The organism is Elusimicrobiota bacterium (assembly GCA_016788905.1).
Lineage (GTDB): Bacteria > Elusimicrobiota > Elusimicrobia > FEN-1173 > FEN-1173 > JADKHR01.
In genome coordinates this window covers 50,799-77,162 of the sequence record JAEURZ010000003.1, presented here as the reverse complement: position 1 = coordinate 77,162, position 26,364 = coordinate 50,799, and the positions used below count along the sequence as shown (strand labels likewise).

Sequence of the window (26,364 nt, the reverse complement as noted above, 5' to 3'; positions counted from 1 at the left end):
ATCCCACTCTTCATTTCGAATCAATACGCGTCGCAGGCGGAGCTCGCCTCAAACCCGGGAGGGACATAAACACAGTGGGGTTCTTCCGCCAATTCATCCCCGTGCTCGTAATAAGCCCGAGCGCGGCACCCCCCACAAACGTACTTAAACGAACAGGCACCGCATTTCCCTTCCAATTGGGCGGGGTTACGTAAATTTTCAAAAACGGGGGATGTTTCCCACAGGGTTTTGAAAGGGGTCGTGCGAATATTACCAACGGAAATGGGGAGGTACCCGCAAGGAAAGACTTCGCCCTTATGGGACACAAAACACACCCCCTGCCCGGCCAAACACCCCTTCGTTGTCTGATGCAAAGACTGATGGGGGTGGGTGGCTCCCTTGGCTTCCTGACGATGATGGCTGGGGGGCAAGCCGCCTATTTCTTTGGATCGTTCCCGAACGATGCGAAAATAGTGGGGCGCGCAGGTGGCTTTCAGTTCCATTTTTCGCTCCACATCCCGGTCATAAAACCAGTTCAACCATTTTTCATATTCCGCTGAAGGCAACATGTCGGATTCGGCGATCTGAACACCGCATCCAACGGGAACCAACATAAAAAGGTGAAGCGCGGCCGCCCCTCGGTCCAGAGCCATGGCGTAAAGGTCTGGAAGCTCATGCGCGTTGTAGCGGGTGACCGTCATATTGATTTGGAGAGAAACCCCCACTTTTTTGAGGTGGTCAAAACCCGCCCAAGCGCGCTCAAAGTTCCCTTCGCCCCGAAACCGGTCGTGAGTGGCGGGATGGGCCCCATCCAGCGAAATACTCACGCGCGCCACCCCCGCCTCTTTGATCTCTTTGGCCTTTTTCGGGTCCACAAGGGTTCCATTCGTGGCCAGGGCTACCCGAAGGCCCTGCTCCCGGGCAAAACCCGCCAATTCCAGAATGTCCGGTCGAAAAAGGGGCTCTCCCCCAGACAAGACCAAAATCGGCTTATAGTTTGTGGCGATGTCGGCAATCATGGCCTTCGCCGCGACGGTCGGCAGATCCGTTTCGGACACCTGGTCCAAAACATCCAACCGACGGCAATGAACACACCGGAGGTTACAGGCCGCTGTGGTTTCCCAAAAAACCAACCGGGGTGGGGCCGCTGGGTTCGAAGGCGATTGGCCCGAACGGTTGGGCAAAGGGAGGGAGCTGTTTCTCATACGCTCCTATAATAAGCTAAAATGGGGTAACCCACAAGACAGTCCAGGGGGATCACCAAACCATGACCACATCGCTAGCCGATATCGAGACTCTGCTTGTGGGAGAGACATCCGGGAGCTTTTCCCTGGTGATTTCCCCTCAAGCCACCCTCTCGTTCGATCGGGCGGGTCGGCCGACGGGTCTCTATGAAAATGGTTTTTACACTGTCCGGGGCCTGGACGGACGCTGTTTAGAAAAAAAGTGGGTCTGGAACCCTGAGGGGGAAGCCCACCGACACATAAGGGAATTGCCCGAGCTCGAACGGACAGCACTCAAAGAGCGTTTCTTGGATTTGATAAACTCCTGCCGTCAAAATCTGCCGATACTTTCCCAACGCAACAGTCTCCGATCCTTTGTGCGCGGAAGGGAAACGCCCGTGGATAAAGAAGCCACGGCCGACTTCCTTGATTTTCTGATCCGTGGGGTAAACAAAGCCTGGACATCAGACGCGGCCCAGTTTTCGAAAATTTGGCAACCGATCGGGATTCTTCCTCCGGACCAGTATTTGGCCCTTGTGGTTCAGGTGGCGGAGGGATGCGCCTGGAACCAGTGCACTTTTTGTGATTTCTACAGCGGACGCCGCTCCCGCGTCCGAACCCTCGAGGAAGTTCTCCTCCACGCGGAAGAGACCAAACGCTTCTTCGGGCCCGCGTTGTCGGGGCGTTGTTCACTTTTTTTGGGGGATGCCAACGCCTTCCAGGCCCCGCCCCATGCCCTGATCCCCATGGCCGAAGAACTGGCGCTTCGTTTCCCCCAATTGGCGACTCCCCAGACGGACGGAGTGGGCGGAATTTATTCCTTTGCCGACGCGTCCCGAATGTCGGCCTGGACCATCTCCGATCTTCAAGCCCTGTCCCGAACAGGCTACCGGCGGGCCTACATCGGCGTCGAGACAGGAGCCGAGACATTGAGACGCGAGCTCCGAAAACCAGGGAATGCCGAAACGGTAGCGGAGAGCATTTTCAAACTCAAAAGCGCGGGCATCGCGGTGGGGCTCATTGTCTTGCTCGGTGCGGGCGGGCAAGAAAACGCGTCAGCGCACGTCCGCGAAACAGCGGATCTCCTGCGCAACGCCCTGTTGGGACCGGGCGACCTCCTCTATTTTTCGCCGCTCATCGCTGGACCCCAAACCCCCTACGGACGGCTGGCCGCCCAGAAGGGATGGACCGCTCTCTCCGAACCGGAACTCTTGTCCCAACGGCGTGCCCTAGAGGCCCAGTTGACTCCGCGAGGCGAGCGACGCGCCCTTTACGACATTCGAGAGTTCGTCTACTGATATGGCCACACTCGTTCTGTTCCTGCATTTAACAGCCGCCCTCTTTTGGGTGGGTGGGCAACTCTTTTTGGCCTTGATCCTGGCACCCGTTTTAAGGAAAACCCTCACCCCGAAAGACAGAATGCCCCTTTCCCTCGCGATCGCCCAACGCTTCAAACGATTCGGCCATGGGGCTCTAGGCATTTTGATCCTCACAGGTTTTTGGCAAGTTCGCTACATTTTTTTCTCTTCGACCGTTTCGTTTTTCGAAACAGATTACGGTCGCATTTTTGGACTCAAGATGGGGTTTCTTGTCCTCACCTTGGTGTTGGGCGTTTTGCATGATAAACGCTGGGGCCCCGCCCTCGTCCGCACCAGCCACACCCCCGATTCGCTGGATTTCAAAACCGCCACACGCCGGATAATTTTTTGGGCCCGCTTCAACATCGCTGCCACGCTCGCCGTGGTGGCTTGCGCGGCCGCACTTCGTCTCACCACCTTTTAAATAAAACCAAGAGGAAAACCATGGACTTATTCGCCACACTTCTTAATCCCGAATCCGTTCCCCACGCGGTAACGGTTATCTGTCTCGTTGCGGGGCTCGGTCTCGCGTTGGGCCAATTCAAACTTTGGGGCATTCACATCGGCATTGCCGGAGTCCTTTTTACGGGTCTCATTTTCGGTCATTTCGGGATCACCATCAACGAACATGTCCTGGAATTTATCCGTGAATTTGGGCTCATCCTTTTCGTGTACGCCATCGGCCTGCAAGTTGGCCCCGGGTTCTTTTCGTCCTTAAGAAAAGGAGGTCTCCCCCTCAACATCATGGCGGCTTCCGTGGTACTTCTTGGCGTGGGGATGACTCTCGTGGCCCATTTCATAGGCGGTGTCCCGGTGGAGGCGGCGGTCGGGGTCCTTTCCGGCGCCACCACGAACACCCCCAGCCTCGGGGCGGCCCAGCAGGCCCTCCGCGACGTTTTTGGGGCCCATTCCGAAATCGTCAAAATGCCAGGGCTCGGCTACGCGGTCGCGTATCCGTTCGGCGTCATCGGAATAATCCTTTCAATGATTTTCATCAAGACCATTTTCAAAATCCATCCGGAAAAAGAATTAGACCAGTTCTCCGCCGAAAGCCGGGAAAATGCCCCAAAACTTTTTTCCGCCAATCTGGAAGTGACCAACAGCGCGCTCATCGGCTTGCCGATCGGGCATGTCCCCGGCCTGCCGGCGGCGTCTGTCGTTATTTCCAGGGTCATGCACAACGGGGAAGTGACCGTGGCACACCCCACCACCACACTCGCGGTGGGCGACGTTATTTTAGCGGTGGGTCCCCACGAAATGCTGAAAACACTTGAAGCCATCATCGGCAAAAAGTCGGAACTTGACTTGCGCGAAGTGGAAAGCAATATTTCGACCCAGAGGGTGATCGTTACACGCAAAACCATCCTTGGGAAATCCCTTGAAGAACTCTCTTTGCAGAAACGTTTTGGCGTGACCGTGTCCCGCCTGACACGAATGAACTTGGAGTTCGCCGCCCGTCCCGATTTGACCTTGAAATTCGGGGACACTCTCCTCATGGTGGGTGAGCGGGAAGCGATCAACGAAGCCGCCGGCGTGCTTGGAAATTCCCCCAAAGACTTGAACGATCCCCAAATCATTCCTCTCTTGGTGGGAATTACGGTCGGGGTCATTTTCGGAAGTTTGCCTCTCACGATCCCTGGCCTACCCGCTCCGGTCCGACTGGGTTTGGCGGGGGGACCCCTGATCGTGGCCATCGTGCTCGCCCGTGTGGGCCAATGGCGTTCGTTGGTGTGGCATATGCCCGTGTCGGCCAACTTAATGATCCGAGAACTGGGTATTTCCCTCTTCTTAACTTGCGTTGGGTTAAAATCGGGCGGAAAATTCATCGAGACTTTGATGTCCGGAAGTGGCGTCTCTTGGGTCCTTTGGGGCGCGGCCATCACCTTGGTGCCCCTCCTGGTCGTGGGATTGGCGGCTCGCTATTTCCATAAAACCAACTTCACCGCCCTGTGTGGAGTCTTGGCTGGCTCCATGACGGATCCCCCCGCCCTGGCCTTCGCCAACACCTACATGAACTCGGAACTCCCCGCGCTGTCCTACGCCACGGTTTACCCCCTGACCATGCTTTTGCGGGTCCTCTCCACCCAAATATTGGTTCTGATTTTATTACGATAGTCTTTTGATGGGATACTTTTCTTATACCCTCTCCCGCCCGCGGGAGAGGGTGGTCCGAAGGACCGGGAGAGGGGGGGGGTAACTGTGACGCTATCCCGCCCCGCTCTCCACGCATTACTAAACGGCTCCACCGCCATATTCTTGACAATCGGATGGATCGCCATCCAAACCATCCGCACAACGGGTCAAGTTTTTCCTTCTCCCCCAACGGTGGGAGAAGGTGGCCCGAAGGGCCGGATGAGGGGGGTCGCCCTCCACCGCCTAGCCATGGGCACCGCCTTCCTGCTCTCCACAATCTTCCTTTTCTCTTACCTCGAATACCACGCCCGGGTAGGAACCACGCGATTTCTAGGAACCGGCACCATTCGCACAATCTACTTAACCATCCTAGCGTCCCACACCGTCCTCGCCACAGTGGTCGTCCCCCTGGTTCTCACCACCCTGGCCTTCGCACTTAAAGGAAATTTCGATCGCCACCGTAAATGGGCCCGCTGGACCTGGCCCATATGGATGTATGTATGCCTAACCGGAGTGGGAATTTATTTCTTCCTAAAATATGGACAACCTTGACCACCCCACCGGCGACCCGGCCTGGCGATTCCGCGGTTTCCAAACCTGGCCCGCCAGCATCGAGGCCCAGCGCGATTTTTTAACGATCGCCGCCAGTTTAGCCGCGCAATCACAACACCCCTGCGCCAAGGACCTTCACCGCGTAGCCCTCTGGAACAGCCAAGGAACGCAAACGGTCAGTGGATTTCAAGATTTTGGGGAAAAGGGTTTTGGCGGTGCAGTTCAACTGCCGGGCGAATCAACGCCCCGGGCCGCCCTGATCGGAACAAAAGATTTTCTCAATGAATCCGGCATGGCGATCCCGGAAATGTTATTAACCGCCGCCCGAGACTGGGAAGAAGAAGGCGCCCCCGTCTTCTATTGCGGTTGGGACGGCACCGCCAAAGCGACCCTCCGCTTCGGCGGATAAATTCCCGTAACGCTGAAGGGGTTTCCCTCTCCCGTTGACGGGAGAGGGGGAGGGAGAGGGAGTGTTTTCGACGGAAGATTTCCGCCAACGCGGTCGCAGGGACTACGGACAAACTTTTTTTGTGAAAGGAAAAGGCCCAATTTTTTTGTCAAATTCCGCGATCCAACGGGGAATTTCGGATTAAACCATTTCCTCTTTTCGGAAGGTGATCCTACGCCATTTGAGCAATGAAGTGGGCGAGGCGCTGTCCTTCTTCCAGTAGTTTATGAACAGAAAGCCAGCGATCGAAGAAAAAGATATTCGCGTTTTGGAACAAGGATTCCTGGGTTGTTTTTTGGATCGTCCATTCTTCCCCCAAACAGATGGAGAGTTGTCTGATCACTTTATCTTTCCGTTGGGGCTGGGTGAGTTGTTCAAGGGCTCCGTCGTTGACTCTCCCCAATCGTCCCACACGAACAAAATCGGTTCCATCGTTCAAGAGTGGGATTTGAACGAAAATCCCCCGATCTCGAAGAAGAGCCTCGGCCCGGAGTTTGAGGGGCCTATTTTCAGCGACCCAAAGCAATTGTTTTTTCTGCTGGAGAGAGACCTGAATAGCCTTAGTAACAATTTCCTCCAATTGGTTGGTTCGGAATTCGTCCAACAAAATCAAAACAGCATTCGTGGACGAATCTTCTTCCCCCCACATGGATTCAAAACGTTGAGCCGGTCCCATTTTTCGAAATAATTGTTCCAACACGGTTTCCCTCAAAGAACGCGGCATTTGGGGAGAAAAGACCTCCCGTTGGACCTGCCCATACTTCTCTTTAAAACGGGATTGTTCCAAAGAGATGTCCTCCACGCGCAGGTGATGGGTCCAACGCTGGCCAAGGGAATCCGCACCCAGCAACAATTGAAAGGTTTCCTCTCTGAGCTCATCCGCATCACGAACACGGACCCCACGGGCAAGGGCGTCCTGAGCGGCGGAAACCTCCAAAGCCAATCGTTCTCCTGGACTTAACCTATGCCAATAGGCGGTGTTGTTGCGAACATGGGGAACCACTTCCGACGCGACGATAAGAAGGATCCCGGGAACCGATAAGCCCAGAAACATCACAACAAAGAACGCCACTCCCACTGGCGCAAAAGCCATCCCGTAAAATAAGCTGTTCCCCTGGGGGTGGGCCCGCACGAACAATAATTTTCCAGAGGCGTACATCAGCCAAAAAATCATTGGCGCAGAGAGGGGATTAAATACCCCTCCCCCGATCTCCATCAAGAGCAAAGGAAGTCCTAGGACAGTGACACCCTCGGAAAAAGCCGATCCCCATTTCACATAGAAGGATGTTCCCCGCTTTGCGCCAAACCATTTCACAAACCGGTAAAGAAGCGCCCGGGTAAACGCAGGAATCATCCCAGGAAGGACCGTGGAGGAGGACGAAACATTGGGTTTCAGTAAGGTATCCAGCTGATGGGTCGGGTTTTCGCGTAAGAGTTGGATCTGGTGATCAATGGACGCGTCGATGTCGGAAATATTACCCAGGGACACCAACCTTCGTTTCAGGTCGGCTTTATCCAACCCTTCACGCAAGCATTGCTCGTAAAAGGAGACGGCTGACCCATTCTTATGCCGCCCGAGCGTCATCAAAAATGCGTCCAATAGAGGAGACAGTTCATTTTTGAGTAAAAAAAGTTTTAAGGCCCACAAGAGGCGTTCGTCGATCATCATGTGGGTGGGAGGAAGGGGCAACCGCGCCGCAAAAACGCTCCCTGCCTCTGAGAGGGCCCGAATCGATAATTCCATTTGTGTTGTGTCCTCAGCCAAAACAGGGGTCGCGGTTGGGTCCATGGTCGCCACGATCTGAGAAAGAGGAAGGGTGGCCCCTTCGGGAACAACTTGCCATAGGGATTGAGTCCAGTCCTCTCCAGATGGTGTTACACCGGCCCATTCTCTCACCGAACGACCTTCGATATTCACCCGTCCTTCGAGAAAGAGCCGTGCCCAGCGTGCCAGGTGAGGACGAAGAACGCGCCGACTCAAATCGTCGGAGGAAGCGGGAGGCGCCCGGGCAGGGGAAAGACCGAGCAATACACCCTTTTCCCGGGCGGCATCCAATGCGGTTGAAAACTCGTGGGGCAGAGCTTGACGATAGAAGGCGTCTCGATCATCAGCCACTTCCAGCATAAGTTGGACCCAACGTCCCCGAGCCGATAGATACTCCTTTTCAAACCGGCCCCAAAACTCCTCCTGACCGTCCTTGCTCCCGTTCGTCTGCAAGAGGAACGCCGCATCCCTCCGAACGTTTTCATCCGCCGGATAACTGTTCCACGGTGATTGGAGGCGATACTCCTCATAAGGCGGCAACCCGTCCACCACTCCTCCGTTGCGCCAATGAACATAGACCGTGCGCAGGGCCAAGAGGGCCATGGGACGCGCATCGTTTTCCGGGGATTGGATGGCGCGTCGTGTTCGAACGAAGGACCGGGTGCGGGGGTACTTAATGTTAACACCTTCCTCGGTCAACACCCGTTGGACCCAAGTCGGGACCAAGGACACGAGAGCTTTCGGGAGCTCTTGGATGCGGAGTTCATCCACCAAAAGGCGGCCGGGATGACGGGATCCTAAAACCGAGGCCATTTCCCCAACAGTCGCTCCTGGGGAGGTGGACTCCCGTAGGTTGACGCCGTTCCAATAGATGTCCACATCCGATACCCCACTGAGGTAATTCATGGCCATCCAATGAAAATGGGCGTTGCGTATTCGGGCCCGAATCACTTCACGATCAAAGGTGGGGTCATCCTCTCGTGGGAGATCGAACCCCAATTGAACATCCGTTCCTTGATACTTTCCCTGGGGATCCGAGATTTTTCGAGCCCACAAGAGCTGAATGTCCACAATCCGCCTATCGTCAGACGCCCTCACGGTCCGCAATTTAATTTCATGAAGAGAGCCACCGCGCCCCGTTCGCACCATGACTTCATCGGCCTGAAAAGCTGTAAAGAAACCAATCCCAATAAACCCCGAGCTGGTGGGAGTCATGTCCAACGAAAACGCATCCGCCATTCTCCGCGCCAACGCTTCATTAATTTCATTGCCCTCAATCTGCTCCTGGATCGCCTGGCGGAGGGCCGCATCGTCACGTTTTTCCGGTTGCACGAGCGTGTCGATAACCCCTTGCGTGCGGGTGGTGGTGTCCGTTCCCTTTCTCAGTTGTTCCAGCAGATCGTCCGCTAAGGTCTTTGTCGTTTCGTCCGGGTCCAACACCTTTTTGACCAAACGGCTTAAAAACATTCCTAACCCGTCTTTAACGCTAACGACCAGACGAGGACGCTCTCCTTCTCGGTTCAAATAACTTCCCATTCGTATGGCCGGATCTTGTAATAAAGCCCCGGTTCGGCGGGCTTCTCTTACCGCATCCCGAGCGTTTTGTACCAGTTCCCGCAGCCACAACGGTTCGGCCAGCCCCTGATTGTTGGCTGGCCCCACGATTTCAGATGGGGCGGCATGGTCCTGGGGGCTTAACTCATCGTAGGTGTCCTTAAGTTTTGAGAACCCATCAGGGCCATCCAACTCTTCTGTTGAGGTCTTTCGGGCGGCCCCCAAAAACCGGGACAAAGAACGGTCGTCACTTAAAGGGTTTATGACAATGTCGGTCGGGAAGGTGGGGGCTCTTTCGGTTTCCCACTTCAAAATATCCTCGAATTCTTTCGACAACAGGGACAGGAAAAATTCCACCTCTAAAGGGAGAGGGGGTTGTTCGCTGGGCGACCGCCATAAAAAAACGATGGGCTCCATAGGATAGTCAACCCCAGGCATTGTTTGAGGGGTAAAGAGTTTTTCGCGAAGGGTTTCTTCCAATTCGGGATCCATCTCCAATAAGTCCATGTAACGTCTGAGAATTGGCCCTGCCTGTCCAGCCGGGTCTCGATTCAAAACGTATAGGGCGCGGCAAACCTCCCGCACCCAATCCTGCCGTTCTAGATTTTCGCGAGCCACCCCATCCAACCGATCTTTAACATCCGGTGGGATGGTGGAATCCACCCAGGGAATGAACAATTCGTGGGGATGCCATTCTGTCATATACGACATTCGGTTCTCGAGGGATTCCAAGGCAGGTCCATCCAATTTTTTCTTTAATTCTTTCAATTCCGGGGGTTTCAAGGGAGATTTGGTAAACACACGATTTAATTCCGTTCCAAATATTGTCAGTCCGTCTTGGCGGTCGAACCCGAAATAGAAGGGAAGGCCGGAATTTATATATTCACCACTCGTGTATTTGGAGATCTGGCTGTGCCTAGCATCGAAGGTGATAAACAGATCTCGAGGATGCCCTGTCACTCTGGCACAAACCTCGGAAATAGTTTTGGAAAGCCCTGCCCATGGGGCGAGGTCAATGGACCGATACCCCGTTGAATCGATGATTTGCAGTTGGGGTTTAGGGGATCCCTTTTCGTCAGTCGCGCGAGATAATCTGAAAACAGTATTATCAATTAAAACGATAGGGTTATAGATGCTGTCCATTCCTTGAATGGGTATTTCCCCCAACCGGTCACCCGACCAAATATTGAACAAAGTTAAATATTTGGACTCGTCATCCCGCTCACCTGTTGGGAACCCAACAATATCGTCTGAAAAGATGTAATACGGTCTCCCATCCAGACGAGGTGTAATTTCCGGATGACTATCCCCAGGAAAAATCGGGATTTTCCCCACTTCACTAATAAAACTGTTCTGAAATGGATAAAGATGCCTCAACGGAATTTGTGACGGAATAGGCGGAATGGGTTGGCCAAGAGTAATGAATTCCGTCATATCCGAATTGATGGTTTGGTAGGCAATGACGTATTGGTTCGATGGGAACAAGTATAATGATTTCCAATCATACAGAGGGGCAAGGCTTGGGGGAGAGGGAATACTCCATACTTCCCTTAAATGAGTCCCCTGGGGTTCGTATACAATAAATCTGGATCCATTTTTTTGATCTTTAACCAATGCCACTAAAGCGGCTTTCCCTCCGGGTTTAGAAACAGGTTTAATTTCCCGAAGTCCAGGAATAACAATTTTCTTAAGGTGACCCGATTCAAGTCCCAGCCAATAGAAATCACCTCCCCCAAAATCCAAATAGGCGCCGTCTTTAACCTCTAAAACCTCAGGAACGAATCGTTTTGGATAGGGAACAGAAACAAGTTTTAATCCATTCTCATTGAGGCGAATTAACACAGGAAGTCGATGCAAAACCAAAAAGGTGATCAACATCCATATGGATATTCCCATTAGGATCGGGGTCGTCAGATTCGATGAAGATGACAAAATATCCCATCCAATTGATCCAAAGATGACGCTGAACACCAAGAGAAATATTAATTTGATTATGACGCCTTCGAATTCCCCTTTAAGAGACAGAAAGTAGTCGGATTTGCCATGCTCATATTTCAACGGGGTAAACGTTGATCCTTTGGTTTGATAAAGAACACCCAGATGAGTTTCTGTTTCAATCGAAGGATTTCCAAAAGGATTTGTGGTTCTGGTTTTTTTGATCATTCCCCATGGGGAGACCTGTATATCGAATCCCTTTAAATGAACTCTGTTTTTTAAAAAATATCTCAACCGGTTAAAATAATTCCTTGAAAAATATTCCTTTGATTGAGGTCCCCCCTTCCATAGAGCCATAAAAAATAAAAAACCAGAAAAACCGATTAGTATTAAATTTAAATTTTTAGTTTGGGATTGAATATCTCCCCATAGTGAACTCGGTTTTAAGGGAAACGCTCTTTGGACAAGAGGCATTACATTGGTCGTTTCAAGCACGACCCATTCGTATCCCACTTTTACGACGACCTGCGCGTGGCCGGACAGATCCCGGTATAGGATATTCTCACTTCCTGAATTTTCTAATTCGACATATATGGCGGGAAGGCCCACATAACGCGCCATCAGATAAAAATATAACGTTGATGTGTTGCAGACAATTGGAATTCGTTCTCCTCTTTCCAAATAGGGTTTAGCGGTGCTGGCCCAACTGGTGCCATCAAATCCATAGGTTTTACCGGCATCGTAGGCGAAATAGCGTCCCATCAGATGTTTAATGGCCGAAAGTTTTTTTTCGTCGTGCGCGGATTGCAAAGGATCAAGGACCGCTGCCCATTCGGAGGGGAAATTCTCGATTTCTTTGGGTGGTAGAGGTAGGTTTCGGTAACTAAAATATTGCTTCTCAGCCACCCAAACGTCCCATGAGAGGGAAAAAGATCCTCTCGTTAGAGGATGAACCACCGGTTGTCCCGATTCGTATGCGAGTGGTAAGGCCTCCGCAGGTCTTCCAGGGATATGGATTCTAACGCTCTTGGCGTCCACTTGTCCGTGGTAAGGAACAAGCAAAGGGATGGATTCGTTTCTTTCCTTTGTTACGGCGACCATAAGGCTTATTTTTGACTTAGAAGGTCCCTCCATCCGGGAGGTCAGGTCGCCCGCTGATTTGAATGAACCGTCGCCAGTAAGATGCGGGTAAAACCCTTTAACCAGATAAGGAGAATCCACTAAACCGATGATCCGTCCATAGGGTTTGCGCGGTTTAAGTTCCTTGTCTAATGAGAAAAACGAACTCCACCATTCCGAATCGACCCAACTGGGGGCTGACCATCCGATCGCACCAGGAGTTAGAGTCATCTGATGGGGGACGAATTCAACCGGTTCATTCTCAAATTTTCCATCAACAGTCCAGGTCATCCAGAGCGAAGCGGCGACCAGCAGGGCCAAAAAAAAGGAGGCGATACGGAGGGAATGCCTCTGAACCCAAGACTTTTTGGAAGGGGATTGTTTTGTTAACGTTTGGCTGGATTTTCCCCAGGCCGTATCAATACTTTTTCGAATTCTCTCCAACAGGATTTCCGGGTCAGAACTTTCTCGCTCAAAGACAGTCCGATCAACAATAACTGTTTCCCCACTGCCCACGAGAATCACCGCAGGGGCCGCGCTCAAATCCGCCAGATAAAAATGACGTATCCGCTTATCCAATGGAGCCCACAGTGGGTTTTCCGTTACATCGGACATCCCTGCAGCGATGAAATCCGCCGCGTTCGGTTCAAAAATATCTGTATCCAAAAGAATGACGCCGCTTTTCCCCTCAAAAGAAAGCCATTCCTCGGTGTTGGGAAGGAACGTCTTTCCTTGTTCCCTGTCCTGTTTTAACAAAGGGAGGATTTTCTTGCTTAGATACCACAAGAGATCTGTGCAGGTTTGAAGATTGTCCCTCGTCAACCCTTTCTCGGCCCGAGGTTGTTTTGCCCTTAAGAATACGGCCAAAGTGTTCAGTAGGGCAAACCGTTCTTCGATGGAAAGCCTTGGATTCGTCCATCGGTCAATCAAACGCTTCATCCCCGCGATTTCGGAAGTGACGCGTTGATCGGATGGCACTAAGTCAATGGTCCCTCGATCTTCCGTCAGGTTGGCACCATCGGGAAAGACCAAGCACAGTTCCGGAATGACGTTGAGGGGAGTCCCTTCCGGAGAGGGCGAGAGAGATTCAATTTCTCTCGATGGGATGAACGATGCGATCGTTGTCTCCCGACCGGAGCCCGGTTTGTAATAATAATCAACTTCTCCATGGGGAGTGGTCATCGATTTGGTTGTCTTGTAGGGGAAGAGATAGTCCTCAAACATCTCTTTCAAACCCATGCCAATGCCCTCATCTGTAACCGAGTATCCGTTTGGGTTGATGGTGACGTGAACGGGAGGCAATTCCGTGGCCGATACCGGACGCGTGAGGCCCCCGTGTTTGTATTCGCCTGTTTGATCGACATTCGTCCCATTAACGTCGATAGGCGAACGGGTATTCAAGCGCAGTTTTTTTCTCACAAAGGATAGACGGCGGCCCGTTTCTTCGGCCGAAAGAGCGCAGCGAACGTCGATTTTCGTCCCCTGAGGAAGGCGAAAAACCAATTCCGTGGCGATATCTTTTGACAGGGCTGGCAAAAGAGCATTAATATTTTCGTCTCCCCATTCGGAGACATAAAGAATTTTATATGTAAATCGAATTTCACCGCCCTCTTTCCAGAAAGTAAATTCAACGCCATTGAGCCCGTCACGGGAAGAAGTAATGACAACGCGATCAGCGCTGGATTTGAGATCATTGAATATCTGAATCCCTCCCACCCCGCGTCGCCCGACGGGCCGAACATCCGGTTCAAACCGTCGAAGAACACCATCTTGGCCGTTGTCGATGGATTCCGATATGGCCTGTGCCGGGTCCACCGCTTGGCGTGAGAGCAACGGACCCAGTCTTTTGGTCCGGCGAGGGTCTAATATCAAATCCCATACGACCCCCCGATAAAAGGATTCGTCTTTTCCCCCGCTGGCGATAAAGGGCCTCATCGCCGCAACCAATTGTTCCCAGGAATACCCGCGAAGGGGTTCGGGTTGGGGCAATCCTCTTCCCGCCTGGGATTCAGTGAGGGAGAGGATCTGTCCTCCTTGATTTTCAAGTGTTGAAGTAACGGTGACTTCGCCACCTCTCGCTTGGATCGAGACCACACCCGTATGGGGGGATGGTGTCTGAACTTGGGTGGGAAGATCGGCCAATGGGGTAGGTAATAGATTGGAGATTTCACCGGGGGGTATGGCGAGACCATCCGCCGCCCCCGTGGCGGCGCAGGCCAGTGCGGTCAACGCTTGGCGTGAGGGATCAAACACCGGTTCTGAAAGGAACAATTTTTCCCCAGACACGAGTTTTTCAAGCGGGGTCCGATCTTGGGTAAAGACAGACAAGGCCAGCCCCGGTTTGTCATCCAACGTTTTAATTCGGGGGACCACCGTGATCACCCCGATCCCTGCGTTCACCAATCGTTTCGTTATTCCCTCCCCGTGAAAGCCCCCGGCCACCAAAATCCCCAACGCAGGCGTTGGGCGGGGACCGAGTGGACCCTTGTTCCCTTTAGACAAAATCAAACTGGACTGAAGGGCCCCCGCCATGGTCCCATCGCGCGCTTCTGCTTCCCTATAAAACCGCTCAAAAATTTCCAAATTGGAATTTTCAGGCACCCAACGCTTATAAGCCTCCCACTCTGGGGGAGTGAGGGCGAAATCAACCAACCGGAGCGAAAGATCAAGCTCTCGAGTGTCCTTGACCAAGGCTTTTGCCTCTTGGCTTTCCGCCAACCGGTCATAGAGAGCCGTTTCCAACCGGGTGACTTCTTCGAAAAGTTTCCCTGGGTCCACCCGTTCCCCTAAAAGCACGTAATTGGTATAGGCCGCCATCGCTGGGAAATTTGCCAAAGGGGCCCTCGTGCCACCCACCGCAATGAGGTGTTGATAAAAATCCGACAAACTAATCTGTCCCAATCGATAAGAGATGCCAGCTTCAATTAAGGAATTTCTTCCTTCCGCTGATAAAAAATGGGTCAATTGATTGAGCCATTGCCCGCGTTCTCGTTCAACCCGATTGAAATCAAGAGAAGATTCCATCTCCACCGCTTGAAGGAAAATGGACAGGGTGGGGTTCTCTCGCGCGAACGTTTGTTTATTTCCCGAATACGTGCTCGCCAGAATACGGGAATAATGGCTTAAGCTCTTTTTCCCCTCGTGGTAGGACCGTGCCTCATAATCAAAGGATTTGAGGCCTTTGCTGAAAACGGTATTCTGACGCTTAACGAACTCTCTTCGTTTTTGGAAAAGTTGATTGCGGAGGCTTTTTTGATGCGGAATGGCGGTGCGGTAAGCCATGACGTTGGACTGGTAATGACGCCGATCATCCACGCCCACAATGCGGGCGGGAATTTTTTCCCCCGATAGAAGTCCATGGAGCGGCCCAGCAATGCGGCGATCCAATAGTAACCGATCAGCGACTCGCCTCAAAATCGTCGGGTGACCGTAGTTCCTAAAGGCGGAGATATCGATGGCGCCAAATGCCCCTTCCAGAGCCAGAACCATTTCTGTGCTTTTTCCATCCTTCCATTGGAAAGAAGATAATTCTTGAATCAAACGGCTCAAATTCCTTTGGGCGTCGATATTCCAATGGACGTCCTGAAGAAGGACAACGATTGGGTTTTCGGGAGATTGGGGTGGGTAAATATTCCGAATGCTTCCTAATTCGTGGGGAATGGCTCGAATGACGTGAGATAAAGGGGCATGGCCACCGAGGTTTGAAATGGAAGAATGGAGAGAGGCCGACAACGTACCGAGATTTTTAGTCACTCGTTCCATCCCAGGGAGGGAGGACGTTGGAAGCGCCGCATACGTTGAGCCAATGAGAGATCGGCTTTTGCGACGTTCCTCCCAAAATCCGGATTCAGCGGCATGCGTAAATACCACTTGAGTGCACACATAAAGGATCACACTCAAATGACGCAATATCGGATTTAATTTTGGCAGAAAAGTCATTTTTTCCATTGGCTTGATCTACCGCCCCCCGTTTGTCATTAAGCCGATTCCGCCAAAGCCCGATAAACGTGCAATACATCACCCCAGTGAAACGCGGTGGACGGGAACGCCCGCATGGATTCCAGGATGAAAATCAGAGCATTCTTAGACGCAACAAGGAGTGGATCCTCTGGTACCAAGTTGTCACCATTCAACTGGATCAGCGGTGTTTGGAGAATTCGGAACGACGGATTTTTAAATCGATCAAGGATCGGAACTCGGACTTCTTTCAAAGACACATCAAAGAGAGGGTTGTCTTTCCCCCCCACCGATTGGAAAGCCCCCTCCACCACAAGGACACGATCACTGGGCAAACCATCGATTGAATTGCCCGCAACCACATAAAGATTCTTGTCCGCTTTCATCATCCATGTCAATTTTTCCACATTCTCGGAAGAACGAACCGCCACAGGATCCACAAAATACAGCTTTATCCCCTGGCCAAGCGACGCCGCTGGGGCATGAACATCGATGGCAAGACTTCCCTGTCCACGGGAATAGGTTTCCGCCGTTTGCATGACCATGGCCCGAAACTCCTCCACCCCGAGCCGGATGGGTCGCTGTTCCAAATTCTTTAAAATATCCCGGGCGATATTTTTCTGAGCCGGGGTCAAGTTCCCGTTGTCCAAATGATCCACCAGCCATTCCCGGTTCCCCCGCCGGTGAACAACGACCCCAACCCAAGCCGCCGCCCAAGTACCGCCACCCAGAACCCACCCAAGCGCTTCGGCCGGAACCATCGGCCCCACCCCCAACAAGAGAGCCCCAAAGATTGATGTCCAGAGCCACCAGGAAACGGCTTTGTTCCCAGACAGGGCTCCCACAACCCGTTTCATTTTTCCATCCACAAACCCATAAGTTCCCCAGGTATGAGAATACCCCAACACCCCGGCCAATAGGGACGCCGCCAAAACCCAAAAAATCGAAGCTCCCAGCAACAAATTGGCCATGACAGCGCCACCCATTCCCACAACCAAAAACACCGATTCCCAGGGCGCTTTCCGTAGGAGGTCATCTAAAATGCTTACGTGGGATGGAAAATTCATCCAAAACCAAGAAAGAGAAGAAGGCGACATTTTTTTTGCGTTATTAATCCTTTCATCAGCCAACCTTTTTGCGGCCATATACCCACTAAACGCTACTCTCATGTTCGCTTTCTGATTCGGTCCATTTAAAGAACGGACCTCCGAATCGGTCAGTTCCGGATTAATTTGATAAGCATACGCAGTAACAAGTTCTTGAAGTAAACCGGGGGCTTCAACTTCAAACGCTAGATTCACTATTTCTTCAAGCCGATCTCCCCAATGGGGACGGTCGAATACACGAATTCGCGAAACAGAAACAGAACCATCCTCGTTAATCGAAAAACCCACATTCCAGAAGCTGAGACCCAGCACCACCGTTGGATTCACCATTTCCTCAAACCGTGGGAGTCTTCGATCTGGACTCAAATTCTTTGGGAAACTTTTTAAAGCCTTTTGAACTTGAGCGGCCAATGCTCCTAACGCAATATAGTGTTTTTCCTCAGCGTCGGATTTTTTAATGGGTTCGCCCTCATCCCCGTAACGTTCCAAAACAAACGGAACATTTCCTAACCTTAAAATAAATTTCTCTTCACTCTCTTCCGAACCCTGCCGTTTAATTAATTCTCTCACCAGAATTCCGTTCTTAAAAAGATGTGCTTGAACCGCCGAATTAAAAGCGGCTTCTGACGCATCTTTCCCCGCTTTGCGAAACACATAGTTCTTTGTTTTTGTTTCAACCAATAGCGCTCCTGGGTCGCCAAATAAAGGCGACATGGACACCACTCCTTCAATCCCAAACTCGCGCAAAAAAACTTCGGGGAGAAACGACATCCGCGTCGCCAATGTCAACGAAGGGAGTTCAATTTTCATTCTCTCGTAACTCAACCAACGACTACTCAAAGACTCATCATTAATATGGACAGAAGAGTGTTTCTTTTTATTTAGGGGGAAAATTTCAAGATAAACTGATCTATATTCTTTATTTTTATTGGGTTTCATTAAATCATGAGTAATTAACGGTTTATTTTTTTTATTTTCATTTGTTTCGGTAAGAAATTGGACCACATCCTGTGCAAACGGCTCCCCCAATTCTTCTTTCAGTTCTCTTTTCAATGCCTCTGTGGGAGACTCCCCCTCAGCCCCTCCCCCGCCCGGAAACTCCCATCGATCACTAGGGTTTTTCACCAACAGGTACTGGATCTCACCGTCAGGGCCAATTCGCGTGATGACCGCCCGGACCGAAAGCCATTTATCCTGTGATCCCTCCAACTGATCCGAGTCGACCAAGTGGATCTGATACCCTTTTCGTGTGATTTCCGGAGACCAGGGTGTTTTAGTAGAAGGAACGCGCCCATCCGCGTCCCATTGCAAAAGAGCCACGACCAAGTTAACGAACAACCCAATGAAGAGACCTCCGGGGACCAAGAACAATCCAAACAAAATAAGGTAACGCGTCACGGCCCCCACCGCCGGTGGGGATTCCCCTTGCATCGTTTCCACCCGGGCCATCATTGCGAATCGACCCCAGGCAATCCCAAAGTGCCCTAAAAGAGCCAAAGACCCCAAAACGGGATCGATACCGAACCAGAGCACGCTTTCTTCTCCCAAACCTGAAGATAAGCCACCCATCAGTATCAAACCAATCAACGGGACCCCTTCCAGAAAGATCCATTTCCGACCGATCCCATGGGCCTCCTGGGCGTCCTTCCCGCTCCACCGCGCATACCAGTAGGCCGCTGACGCTGGGAAAAGGAAATTGGAATAGGTTCCCCATGCCCCTAAATGAACCCCATTTTCTTTATTGATCTGATCATGCACCCGCCGAATGAGAAGAAAATAGAGGAAGACCACCAAAAGAATCCAGCCCAGGGGCACCGAAGACGCCCCCATGTACACCGAGGACGAAAGGGGAAGAAGATAAAACCCGAACAATTGTATGGCTTTGCTGAAACTGGGGGCCTGCCCGGTTAGCTTTTCAAGCGAGGATTTTTTCCCTTCGCCTGTTCTTTTCTCATAGTGCGACGCCACAAACAACAAAAACCAAATACACACAAAAAGAAAAGAAGGGTCCAACGCCATACCCATCCACGTCTGCCCCGCCAACCCTCCCGCCGAAACAGACACCAAGGCGTTCACCCCATCTTCCGAACGAGACGCGTTTAATCCCCGATTCCAGGAAACAAAATGCCTTGCGTAGGAGAAAGGGGTTTCCCCTTTTTCAGTTTTCCCCCACCACTTTCGAACGAATCCCACCCCCGCTCCGATCCCCCAAGAAATCCCCACCCCCATCCAGCCGGTCGCCCTTCCGTTAGCATTTATTTGTGATCGGAGTAATTTGCGCGCCGCCAAGGTTTGCTTAACTAAACGAGAAAGGGAAGTTTCACGGGCAGCCAAGAATGAAGATTGAAAACTCTCAGGGGATTTCCCTTCACGGAGCCATAAGTTGACCGCGTGGCCCTGGAGAAAGTGATGAACAGGGATGAGAACTTCCGTAAGCCAAGCGAAAGGCGGGCGTTCCTCATTTTCGGTTAAGTTGAATGATTTAATACGGAATTCGTGATCTGTTATGAGCGTAAAACTCTTTTCTTCGTCCCCGACCTGAACATGGACCTCAGCCATCCATCCACTGTCCGGCATTTGATGAGGATCTTTAAGTGATAATTTCATGCCCGGGTGAAATTCATTTACATAGCCAGATATTTTTTCCAGGTCCTCCGAAGCAATTCCTTCCAACTGGGCTAAAGACGAAGACAACACAGCCGCTGACGGCACACCCGCCGCAGGGTTGATGCCTAAGAATAATTTATTCCCAGAAAACAGCTTTTCCAATGGGGATTTCTCTTGACTGAAAACACTGAGGTAGGCCGATCCCTGGGTCGTGTCAATTTTTTCGATTTTCGGAACGTAGGAAATGACCGTGGTTCCACTTTCTGTTAATTTTTTGGCAATCCCTTCCGCGTGATATCCACCGGTAACCAAGATGGAGACCCTTTTCCCCTGGGGCATTTGCCCCACAGCGTTCAGGAGATTATCCGCCATGGCGCCGTCACGGGCATGGGCTTCCCGATAGAACGACTCGAACGAAAGCAGATTCTCCCGCCCCGGCCTGGAAACGGTGGTATCGTATTCTTTCCATTCCGCTGGTGTCAGGGAAAAATCCAACAACTTTTCGGTTAACCAGAGTTCACGGGACCGGGCGATCAAATCTTTTTCTTCCGACGTTGCCGCCAATCGATCATAGGCACGTTTTTCCTGGATCGAGATCTCTTCCAATAACTGTTCAGCATCGATTCCCTCAGCCAGAAGCACATAGCGAACGTAGGCATCCAGGGCAGGATAATTCGACAAGGAGAGCCCCTTCGCCCGGCACGTTTCCCTCAATTGCGTATAAAATTCGGCGTAGTTGAGTTGCCCGGCCCGATAAGCCAGGCTTAGGGCCATCATCGTTTTGGTTTCTTGAGGATCCAGTTTTTGCGTTAGTCCTTCGATTACCTTGGCCCGCTCAAGCTCCACCTGAGAGAAGTTGAGTGTGCGTTCCATTTCCAACGCCTCGCCAAAATGGCGGAGGGCGATTGGGACAGGAGAATCGCCCCCCACTTCCATGAGGGTCCGAACATAGTCCCCCAGGGCCATTTTTTCTGCCCTGTAAGCTCGGACTTTCTGGTCAAACGCACGTAAGGTGGGAGAAAAAACAACTCCTTTCTCAGCTTCGATCTGAATCGATAAAACGTGGACTTCTTCGCGCATTTTCAGCAACCGCGGAGCGGAATCTTTGTAGGCCTGGACGTTGGCTTGATAGTGGGCAGGATCATCAATTCCGCGTAGGAGAGGCAGTTTTCCCGTTGCGGTGAAAGCCGCGTGAATGGGGCCGGTGATTTTGTTCTGCTTGAGGAGGTAATCCGCCGTTGACTTAACGGCTCTTCGATAGGGAAAATCCACAAAAGGTTGGAGGTTCAGTTCCTCTGTGGCTCCTTCCAAAGCCACCAAGCCCACCTGGCCCGACTGAATTAACGATCGAACCGTTTCGCGGATATTCCACTGGGCCTCTTGATTCATATGAACGTCTTGAATATGAATGACCACGGGGCCGGAAAAGGGAGAGGGGTGCCCGAGAGATACTTTTCGGATATTTCCAAATGCGGGAGACAGCACCGCCAAAAGGTTGGCGTGGTCTTTTAAAAAACTTTTCGGAAGTGATTTCGAAACGTTAGAGGAAAGAGAAGAATTGAGGATCGGAACAGGGGCCAATGCGCCCCCTCCCAGGGAAGGAGATCCCATGGACCGGGAGGCCAATTGGGTTGGAGATTGCCGCTGGGTGGCTCTCCGCCGGTCTTCCCAAAATCCATTTTCAGATTGGTAGGCAAAAAGACATTGAGAAAAAAACAGGGAAACGGAAAGAATGGCAACCGTCACCCTTTTGAATTGACCGGGAAGGATCAACATGCCAACACTTTACCGAAAAACACCAACAATACACCTTAAGGAATTGTAACGGTTTTGTAAATTTTCTCACACCTCACCTTGACCCAAATCAAATACGGGTAAAAACGTGAGCCCTATTTGGAAGAAAGAGAAGCTGGATCGACGCCAAGGCACCCCACGAGGGACTCCCGATAAGCGGGACTTTTGACTTCGGCCAACATCTTTTTAGCGTGAGCCCATCGATCGTCAATGCCCATCAGAGGATACTCTTCGGGAGGAAAGGATTTGAGCGACGCCTCCATATGCTTCACGTGGCGCTGCCAGAGAGCGATGTCTTTTTTCTGTTGAGCGGAAAGACGGGCCTGATACCAGTCGCTCTTGAGCAGATTTTTACGGTCAAAAAGGGCTCGAACGTCCGGATGAGAGGGCCCTTTCCCTTCAAAGCTTCCCTTCGCCATTATATGTAAGAGTGCCTTCAACGGCGGGCAGGCCAGGGCTACGCTGCCGTCAGAAAAATAGTCTTCCGCCACACGCTGCTGAGCCTCGACAATGGCGTTCACCCCTTGGACAAAAACGCCCAGATCCTGCAATTCCGGCTGCAACATTTCCGGAGTGAACACGATGGTCGGGTTATTGAAAATTCTTCCAAGGAATCCACGCACAAATTTATCGGTGATCCGATACCCCAACCGGCTGGCCAAAACCGTTTTACCCTCATGAACAAAGTCCGAGACAGGTTCCAAATACCCTTCTCGAATGAGGAACGCTGGATCCAGCTCTTCGGCGCTCAAACGGGCCCAGATTTCGGGGACCAGCAAACTGATGTCGTGGTCCACTTGAATATGGGGCCCCACATGACCCGCGGCGGTCGTGAACCCTTGATACCCGGTCAAAATATAGGAGACCATCGCGTTGTTCAGGTCAATCACCGGCGGAAGAGCGTTGAATGGGCCTTTCGTTAAAGCCCCCTCAGACCCGAAACCCGTCGTTGAAGGAGATTTCCCTGTGAGACTGCAAACAAAATCCATAAACAGTTCAGGAAGTTCCTCGAAATGAATCGGATTGTAGACGCAGAGTGGTGGTGCTCCTATGCCTTTTTTCGTGTTTTCGGGGGGATTGTTCCGCCGCGCGGGCAGCACCGCGTCCACCACCCAGGGGACAGGTTTTCCCATGGGGATCTTTCGATACAAACGGGTCCCCATTTCAGAGACGTGCACCAACCGTGGGTTCATCAAGTCGGGACGTTCCTGCAAATACCGGGGATTCTTGGAGGGCTTCCCATCAACGATGCGCGGTCGAGCGGACGACACGATATAGGCTGGTTTTCCATCGGCCAGGAACCGATGAAATAGATCCCGAACCGGGGCCGTGAACAGCTCAAAGGAGAGAGCGTCATCCACCAAGGTCCGCGCTTCCGCCGGGCCCATGGGTTCCCAGTTGGAGAGGAACACCTCGTTCCCAGACAAATCCGCCTCAGCTTGTTTGTCATATCCGGGATGAATCGCCTCATCCGGGCGCTGAAACAAGCGTCGTTCGCAATTGGTCACAATTTTAACGCTCGGGTGAATTTCCCCCGCACGCAACCCAACGATGGACTCGCGCGGAACAACCACGGAGGCCGTGATGTCATCTTCGGTCTGCACTTTTTCTGTGGGAGAAAAATCCTGGCGCACGCGACAGATCCGGCGGGATCCGTCCCGCTCAAAACCCACCCGAAGATAGGTGGCCCGCAAGCGACGCCCGTCCAACTTTAATTCATGGCCCGACGTACCGTTCACCATGTCCACACTGAAATGACTGCGCCAATCGGTTCCCCAATCGGAATGGTAAAAACGTTTGACTATGAAAACCAGATCCTTGATATACGACGGAATGGAACGAAGCCACTCGTTGAATTCGTTACTGTAAGACGCCGCTGGAGTTAATAGTTTAATCACTGAACCCAGGGATCGATCAACACCCAATATCGGTCGGGAAGGGTTCTTAACCAGTTGACGATCTTTGAAACGGTCCTCATAGGACCGGCGAATAATGGCTTCCACTCTGTCCATGTCTTTGGGAAAATCCGCCACAAACACGGGCCCTTGAACCATGGCGTCCTCAATCGATTTTGAAATTTCCGACTTTCCCCCACCGCTGACGGTGCTGGGCTTATGACAGACCGTTCCTTCGGCCGAGGTGCCTCGCAAATGCCATCCTTGCCCCCCTACCGAGTGAGACAGAAACACTTTGTACCCATTGGGAAGAATATAAACGTTTCGCGCGATGAGTTGAAGGGACCGTTTCACACCGTCCCACTCCCAGGAGACGGTTTTCGAGGTCATGTCGAACACCGCGTCCTCCGGGACATAGAGAACGTCCGGAAACCGGCGATCCACCCCATATCCTTCAGGTTGGACCTCCATAAGGTCTCCGTAATTTTTGGCAATATCGGCGAAAGTAAAACCGTTTTGCGGGAGCGCCCGGACTTCCTGGGCAAACCGAACCCCGAGGTCGTAACTGGAAAACGCGATCGCTCCACCGGCGTGCTCTTCCTCAGCCCAACCGTAAAGATTGGCGGAGTAACTGATCTGCGTCTTCACTTCCTTCTTGCAGTACCCAAAATAATTATCTGCAATCAGGGTGACCATCACGCCCCGCTCATCCCGCGCGGTAATCTTAAAGGCTTGTCCGTCATTGTAAAGGTCGTCGGGATGGTCCCAACACATGCCATCTCTTTTTTGACGCTCAGTGGCTTGGTCCCGAGTGGGTAACCCGAGGTCTTTTTTCTTTAACGTAATCAAGTGGGGAGCCAAAATAACGCACCCCGTGTGTCCGGTCCACCCATCGATATCAAGGGCGGCATCGTTGGCGGGAAGGGAGGGATCGCCCGCGTTCCCAAAAATGCGCTCCAGGAAATCGAGGTTGCTGATCAACGATCCCGGAGCAAAGAAGCGGACCTCCGTTCGTTTTTCAGGACGAAGCCCCGGAACGGCGGGGCAGACCAGTGGACGGAGGAGAAGGGACACCCATACGCGAACTTTCTCCTTTTGGCTCGAGGTGAACGGAAGAATTTTGTTGTCCTCCGGGGGTTGTACCGCCGCCGCAAAAAGGTTCCGAAACGCGACCTTGGGAACAGCCTTCTTATCCCAGGGAACCGCAAACCCACCCTCGGCCACGTGAAACACGCCCGCGGTTGTCCGTCGATCACTTTTGGGATTGTGCAGAATACCCTGTTTCACTCGATACGTGTGGATGATCGAAGATGAAAACTCGTCTTGGTCCGGGGGAAGGGAAAGCGTTCGGGCCAAACCGGGCCGATCCAACGTGAACGTCAAATGGGGAAGAGACACAGGCTCCAATCCCTCCGGCTCATGCAAATAGGCGTCAAGGAAATCTTGGATACGTCGGTCCGGCGGACAAAGATGTCCCGCCAACAATCGGCTTTTTTCCTGATGGTTTTGCAACAGGGGCCAGGCCACTTCCAAGAGATCCCCGGAAACGCCCCCGTAGGTCGCCTGCCCCCGGGCCGCCAGCTTCAAGTTGATGTACTGGATGATGCGCGCTTCTTCGTTGGTGTCTTTCGGGTTCATTGGTTTCTCCCTTCGTCGCTCTCCGCTAAAGATTTTAAGGGCACACGTCTCCCCGTGGGCCATCCCCTTCAAGAGGGATTTTATAACTTATCGGCTAAAACGCCAAAAACTGTGATCGATGGCTCTTCTGGGAATCTATCGGAACACCTTATGTCCCACGGGCCAGGCCCCGAAGCGCGCCCAACGCGCGATCGATCTGCGCCGAAGTGACATACGGCCCAAACGAAAATCGAAACGTCCCCTGGGGAAAAGTCCCCATCTGTTTGTGAGCCCAAGGGGCACAGTGAAGACCGGCCCGAACCATCACCCGCCCTTTTTTCCACAACCGGGCCGCGGAAAGCCGAGGGTCTTCATTCGCCAAGAGAAGGGAGACAACCGCCACCTGGTGGGTGGACTTGGAAGGACCAATATACCGTATTTGAGGAATCGTGTCGATCCCTTCCCGGAATTGGTTAAGGAGGGCCCGTTCATGCCTCCGGATCGAGGCCACGCCCCGCTGGGCGACATACTGTACCCCTTTCCATAAACCCAACAACCCCGGGGCATTATGACTGCCTGTTTCCAGCCGATCCGGGTAAAACAGGGGCTGAACTTCCAGCTCGGAGAGACTGCCGGTCCCCCCCTGCCGATAAGGTTCCAGATCCATGTTTTCTGAAAGGACAAGGGCCCCAGTACCCAGAGGCCCCAAGAGCCCTTTGTGTCCGGGAAAAGCCAAAAGATCAATTTTCATCGCGCCCATGTCCAAGGGAATCGCACCAGCCGATTGAGCGGCATCCACCAGAAAGGGGATCCCTTTTCTTCGAGCGAAAGCCCCCACTTCCGCCACGGGTTGGATCACTCCCGTCACGTTTGAAGCGTGCACACAGGCCACCAACTTTGTCCTCGGGCGAAGGCTTACGGACAATTTCTCCAACCGAACCCGCCCCTCCGGATCAACGGGCAAACAATCGATGAGGATCCCCCTCCTCGCCTTCAACGCGTGGAGAGGGCGAAGCACTGAGTTGTGTTCAAAAGGTGTGACAAGAACACGATCCCCGCGTCGCCAGGGGATCCCCTGAATAGCCATATTGAGGGCATCCGAACAATTGAGTGTAAAAATCACTCGTTCCGGGTCCGGGGCGTTGACCAGAACCGCCAACGCCTTCCGGCAGGCCGCGAGTATCGATCCCGAGGCCTGGGCCCGGGGGTAAGCCCCGCGACCGGCGCTCGCGCCCACGGTGCGCTGGTAGGTCTCAAAACTTTTTAAGACGGCGGGTGGTTTCGGCCAAGAAGTGGCCGCGTTGTCAAAGTAGAGGTCCATC

At 52.4% G+C, this 26,364-nt stretch carries 10 protein-coding genes; 5 read left to right on the top strand and 5 right to left on the bottom strand.

Annotated elements, in window-relative coordinates; all coding sequences use genetic code 11:
- Nucleotides 1-20: 20 nt before the first annotated feature.
- Nucleotides 21-1,184, bottom strand: a complete 1,164-nt coding sequence (locus JNK54_01975) for a radical SAM protein (GenBank protein ID MBL8023038.1) — start codon at nt 1,182-1,184, stop codon at nt 21-23.
- Between the two features lie 62 nt (nt 1,185-1,246).
- Here JNK54_01975 and JNK54_01970 point away from each other — a divergent pair, with 62 nt between their 5' ends.
- The 5 genes from JNK54_01970 (at nt 1,247) to JNK54_01950 (ending at nt 5,654) form a co-directional block, all read left to right on the top strand.
- Nucleotides 1,247-2,500, top strand: a complete 1,254-nt coding sequence (locus tag JNK54_01970) for a radical SAM protein (GenBank protein MBL8023037.1) — start codon at nt 1,247-1,249, stop codon at nt 2,498-2,500.
- Nucleotide 2,501: 1 nt separating this feature from the next.
- A complete protein-coding gene (locus JNK54_01965) occupies nt 2,502-2,984 on the top strand; it encodes a CopD family protein (protein ID MBL8023036.1) in 483 nt (160 codons plus the stop codon).
- A 20-nt stretch (nt 2,985-3,004) separates the two neighbouring features.
- Entirely contained in the window at nt 3,005-4,675 is a 1,671-nt protein-coding gene (locus JNK54_01960; protein ID MBL8023035.1) for a putative transporter, read from the top strand.
- 84 nt (nt 4,676-4,759) lie between these two features.
- The gene (locus JNK54_01955; protein ID MBL8023034.1) at nt 4,760-5,245 is read left to right on the top strand and encodes a DUF420 domain-containing protein; all 486 of its coding nucleotides are present in this window, start codon (nt 4,760-4,762) and stop codon (nt 5,243-5,245) included.
- A complete protein-coding gene (locus tag JNK54_01950; GenBank protein ID MBL8023033.1) occupies nt 5,232-5,654 on the top strand; it encodes a hypothetical protein in 423 nt (140 codons plus the stop codon). Before JNK54_01955 ends, JNK54_01950 begins: the two co-directional genes overlap by 14 nt.
- Before the next feature lie 211 nt (nt 5,655-5,865).
- On the opposite strand, the gene JNK54_01945 is transcribed toward JNK54_01950, so the two are convergent.
- From JNK54_01945 to JNK54_01930, 4 genes are all read right to left on the bottom strand, one after another.
- Nucleotides 5,866-15,975, bottom strand: a complete 10,110-nt coding sequence (locus tag JNK54_01945; GenBank protein MBL8023032.1) for a hypothetical protein — start codon at nt 15,973-15,975, stop codon at nt 5,866-5,868.
- 68 nt (nt 15,976-16,043) lie between these two features.
- A complete protein-coding gene (locus JNK54_01940) occupies nt 16,044-21,512 on the bottom strand; it encodes an NUDIX domain-containing protein (GenBank protein ID MBL8023031.1) in 5,469 nt (1,822 codons plus the stop codon).
- 113 nt (nt 21,513-21,625) lie between these two features.
- A complete protein-coding gene (locus JNK54_01935; protein ID MBL8023030.1) occupies nt 21,626-25,063 on the bottom strand; it encodes a hypothetical protein in 3,438 nt (1,145 codons plus the stop codon).
- Nucleotides 25,064-25,211: 148 nt separating this feature from the next.
- Entirely contained in the window at nt 25,212-26,363 is a 1,152-nt protein-coding gene (locus JNK54_01930; GenBank protein MBL8023029.1) for an aminotransferase class V-fold PLP-dependent enzyme, read from the bottom strand.
- Nucleotide 26,364 lies beyond the last annotated feature (1 nt).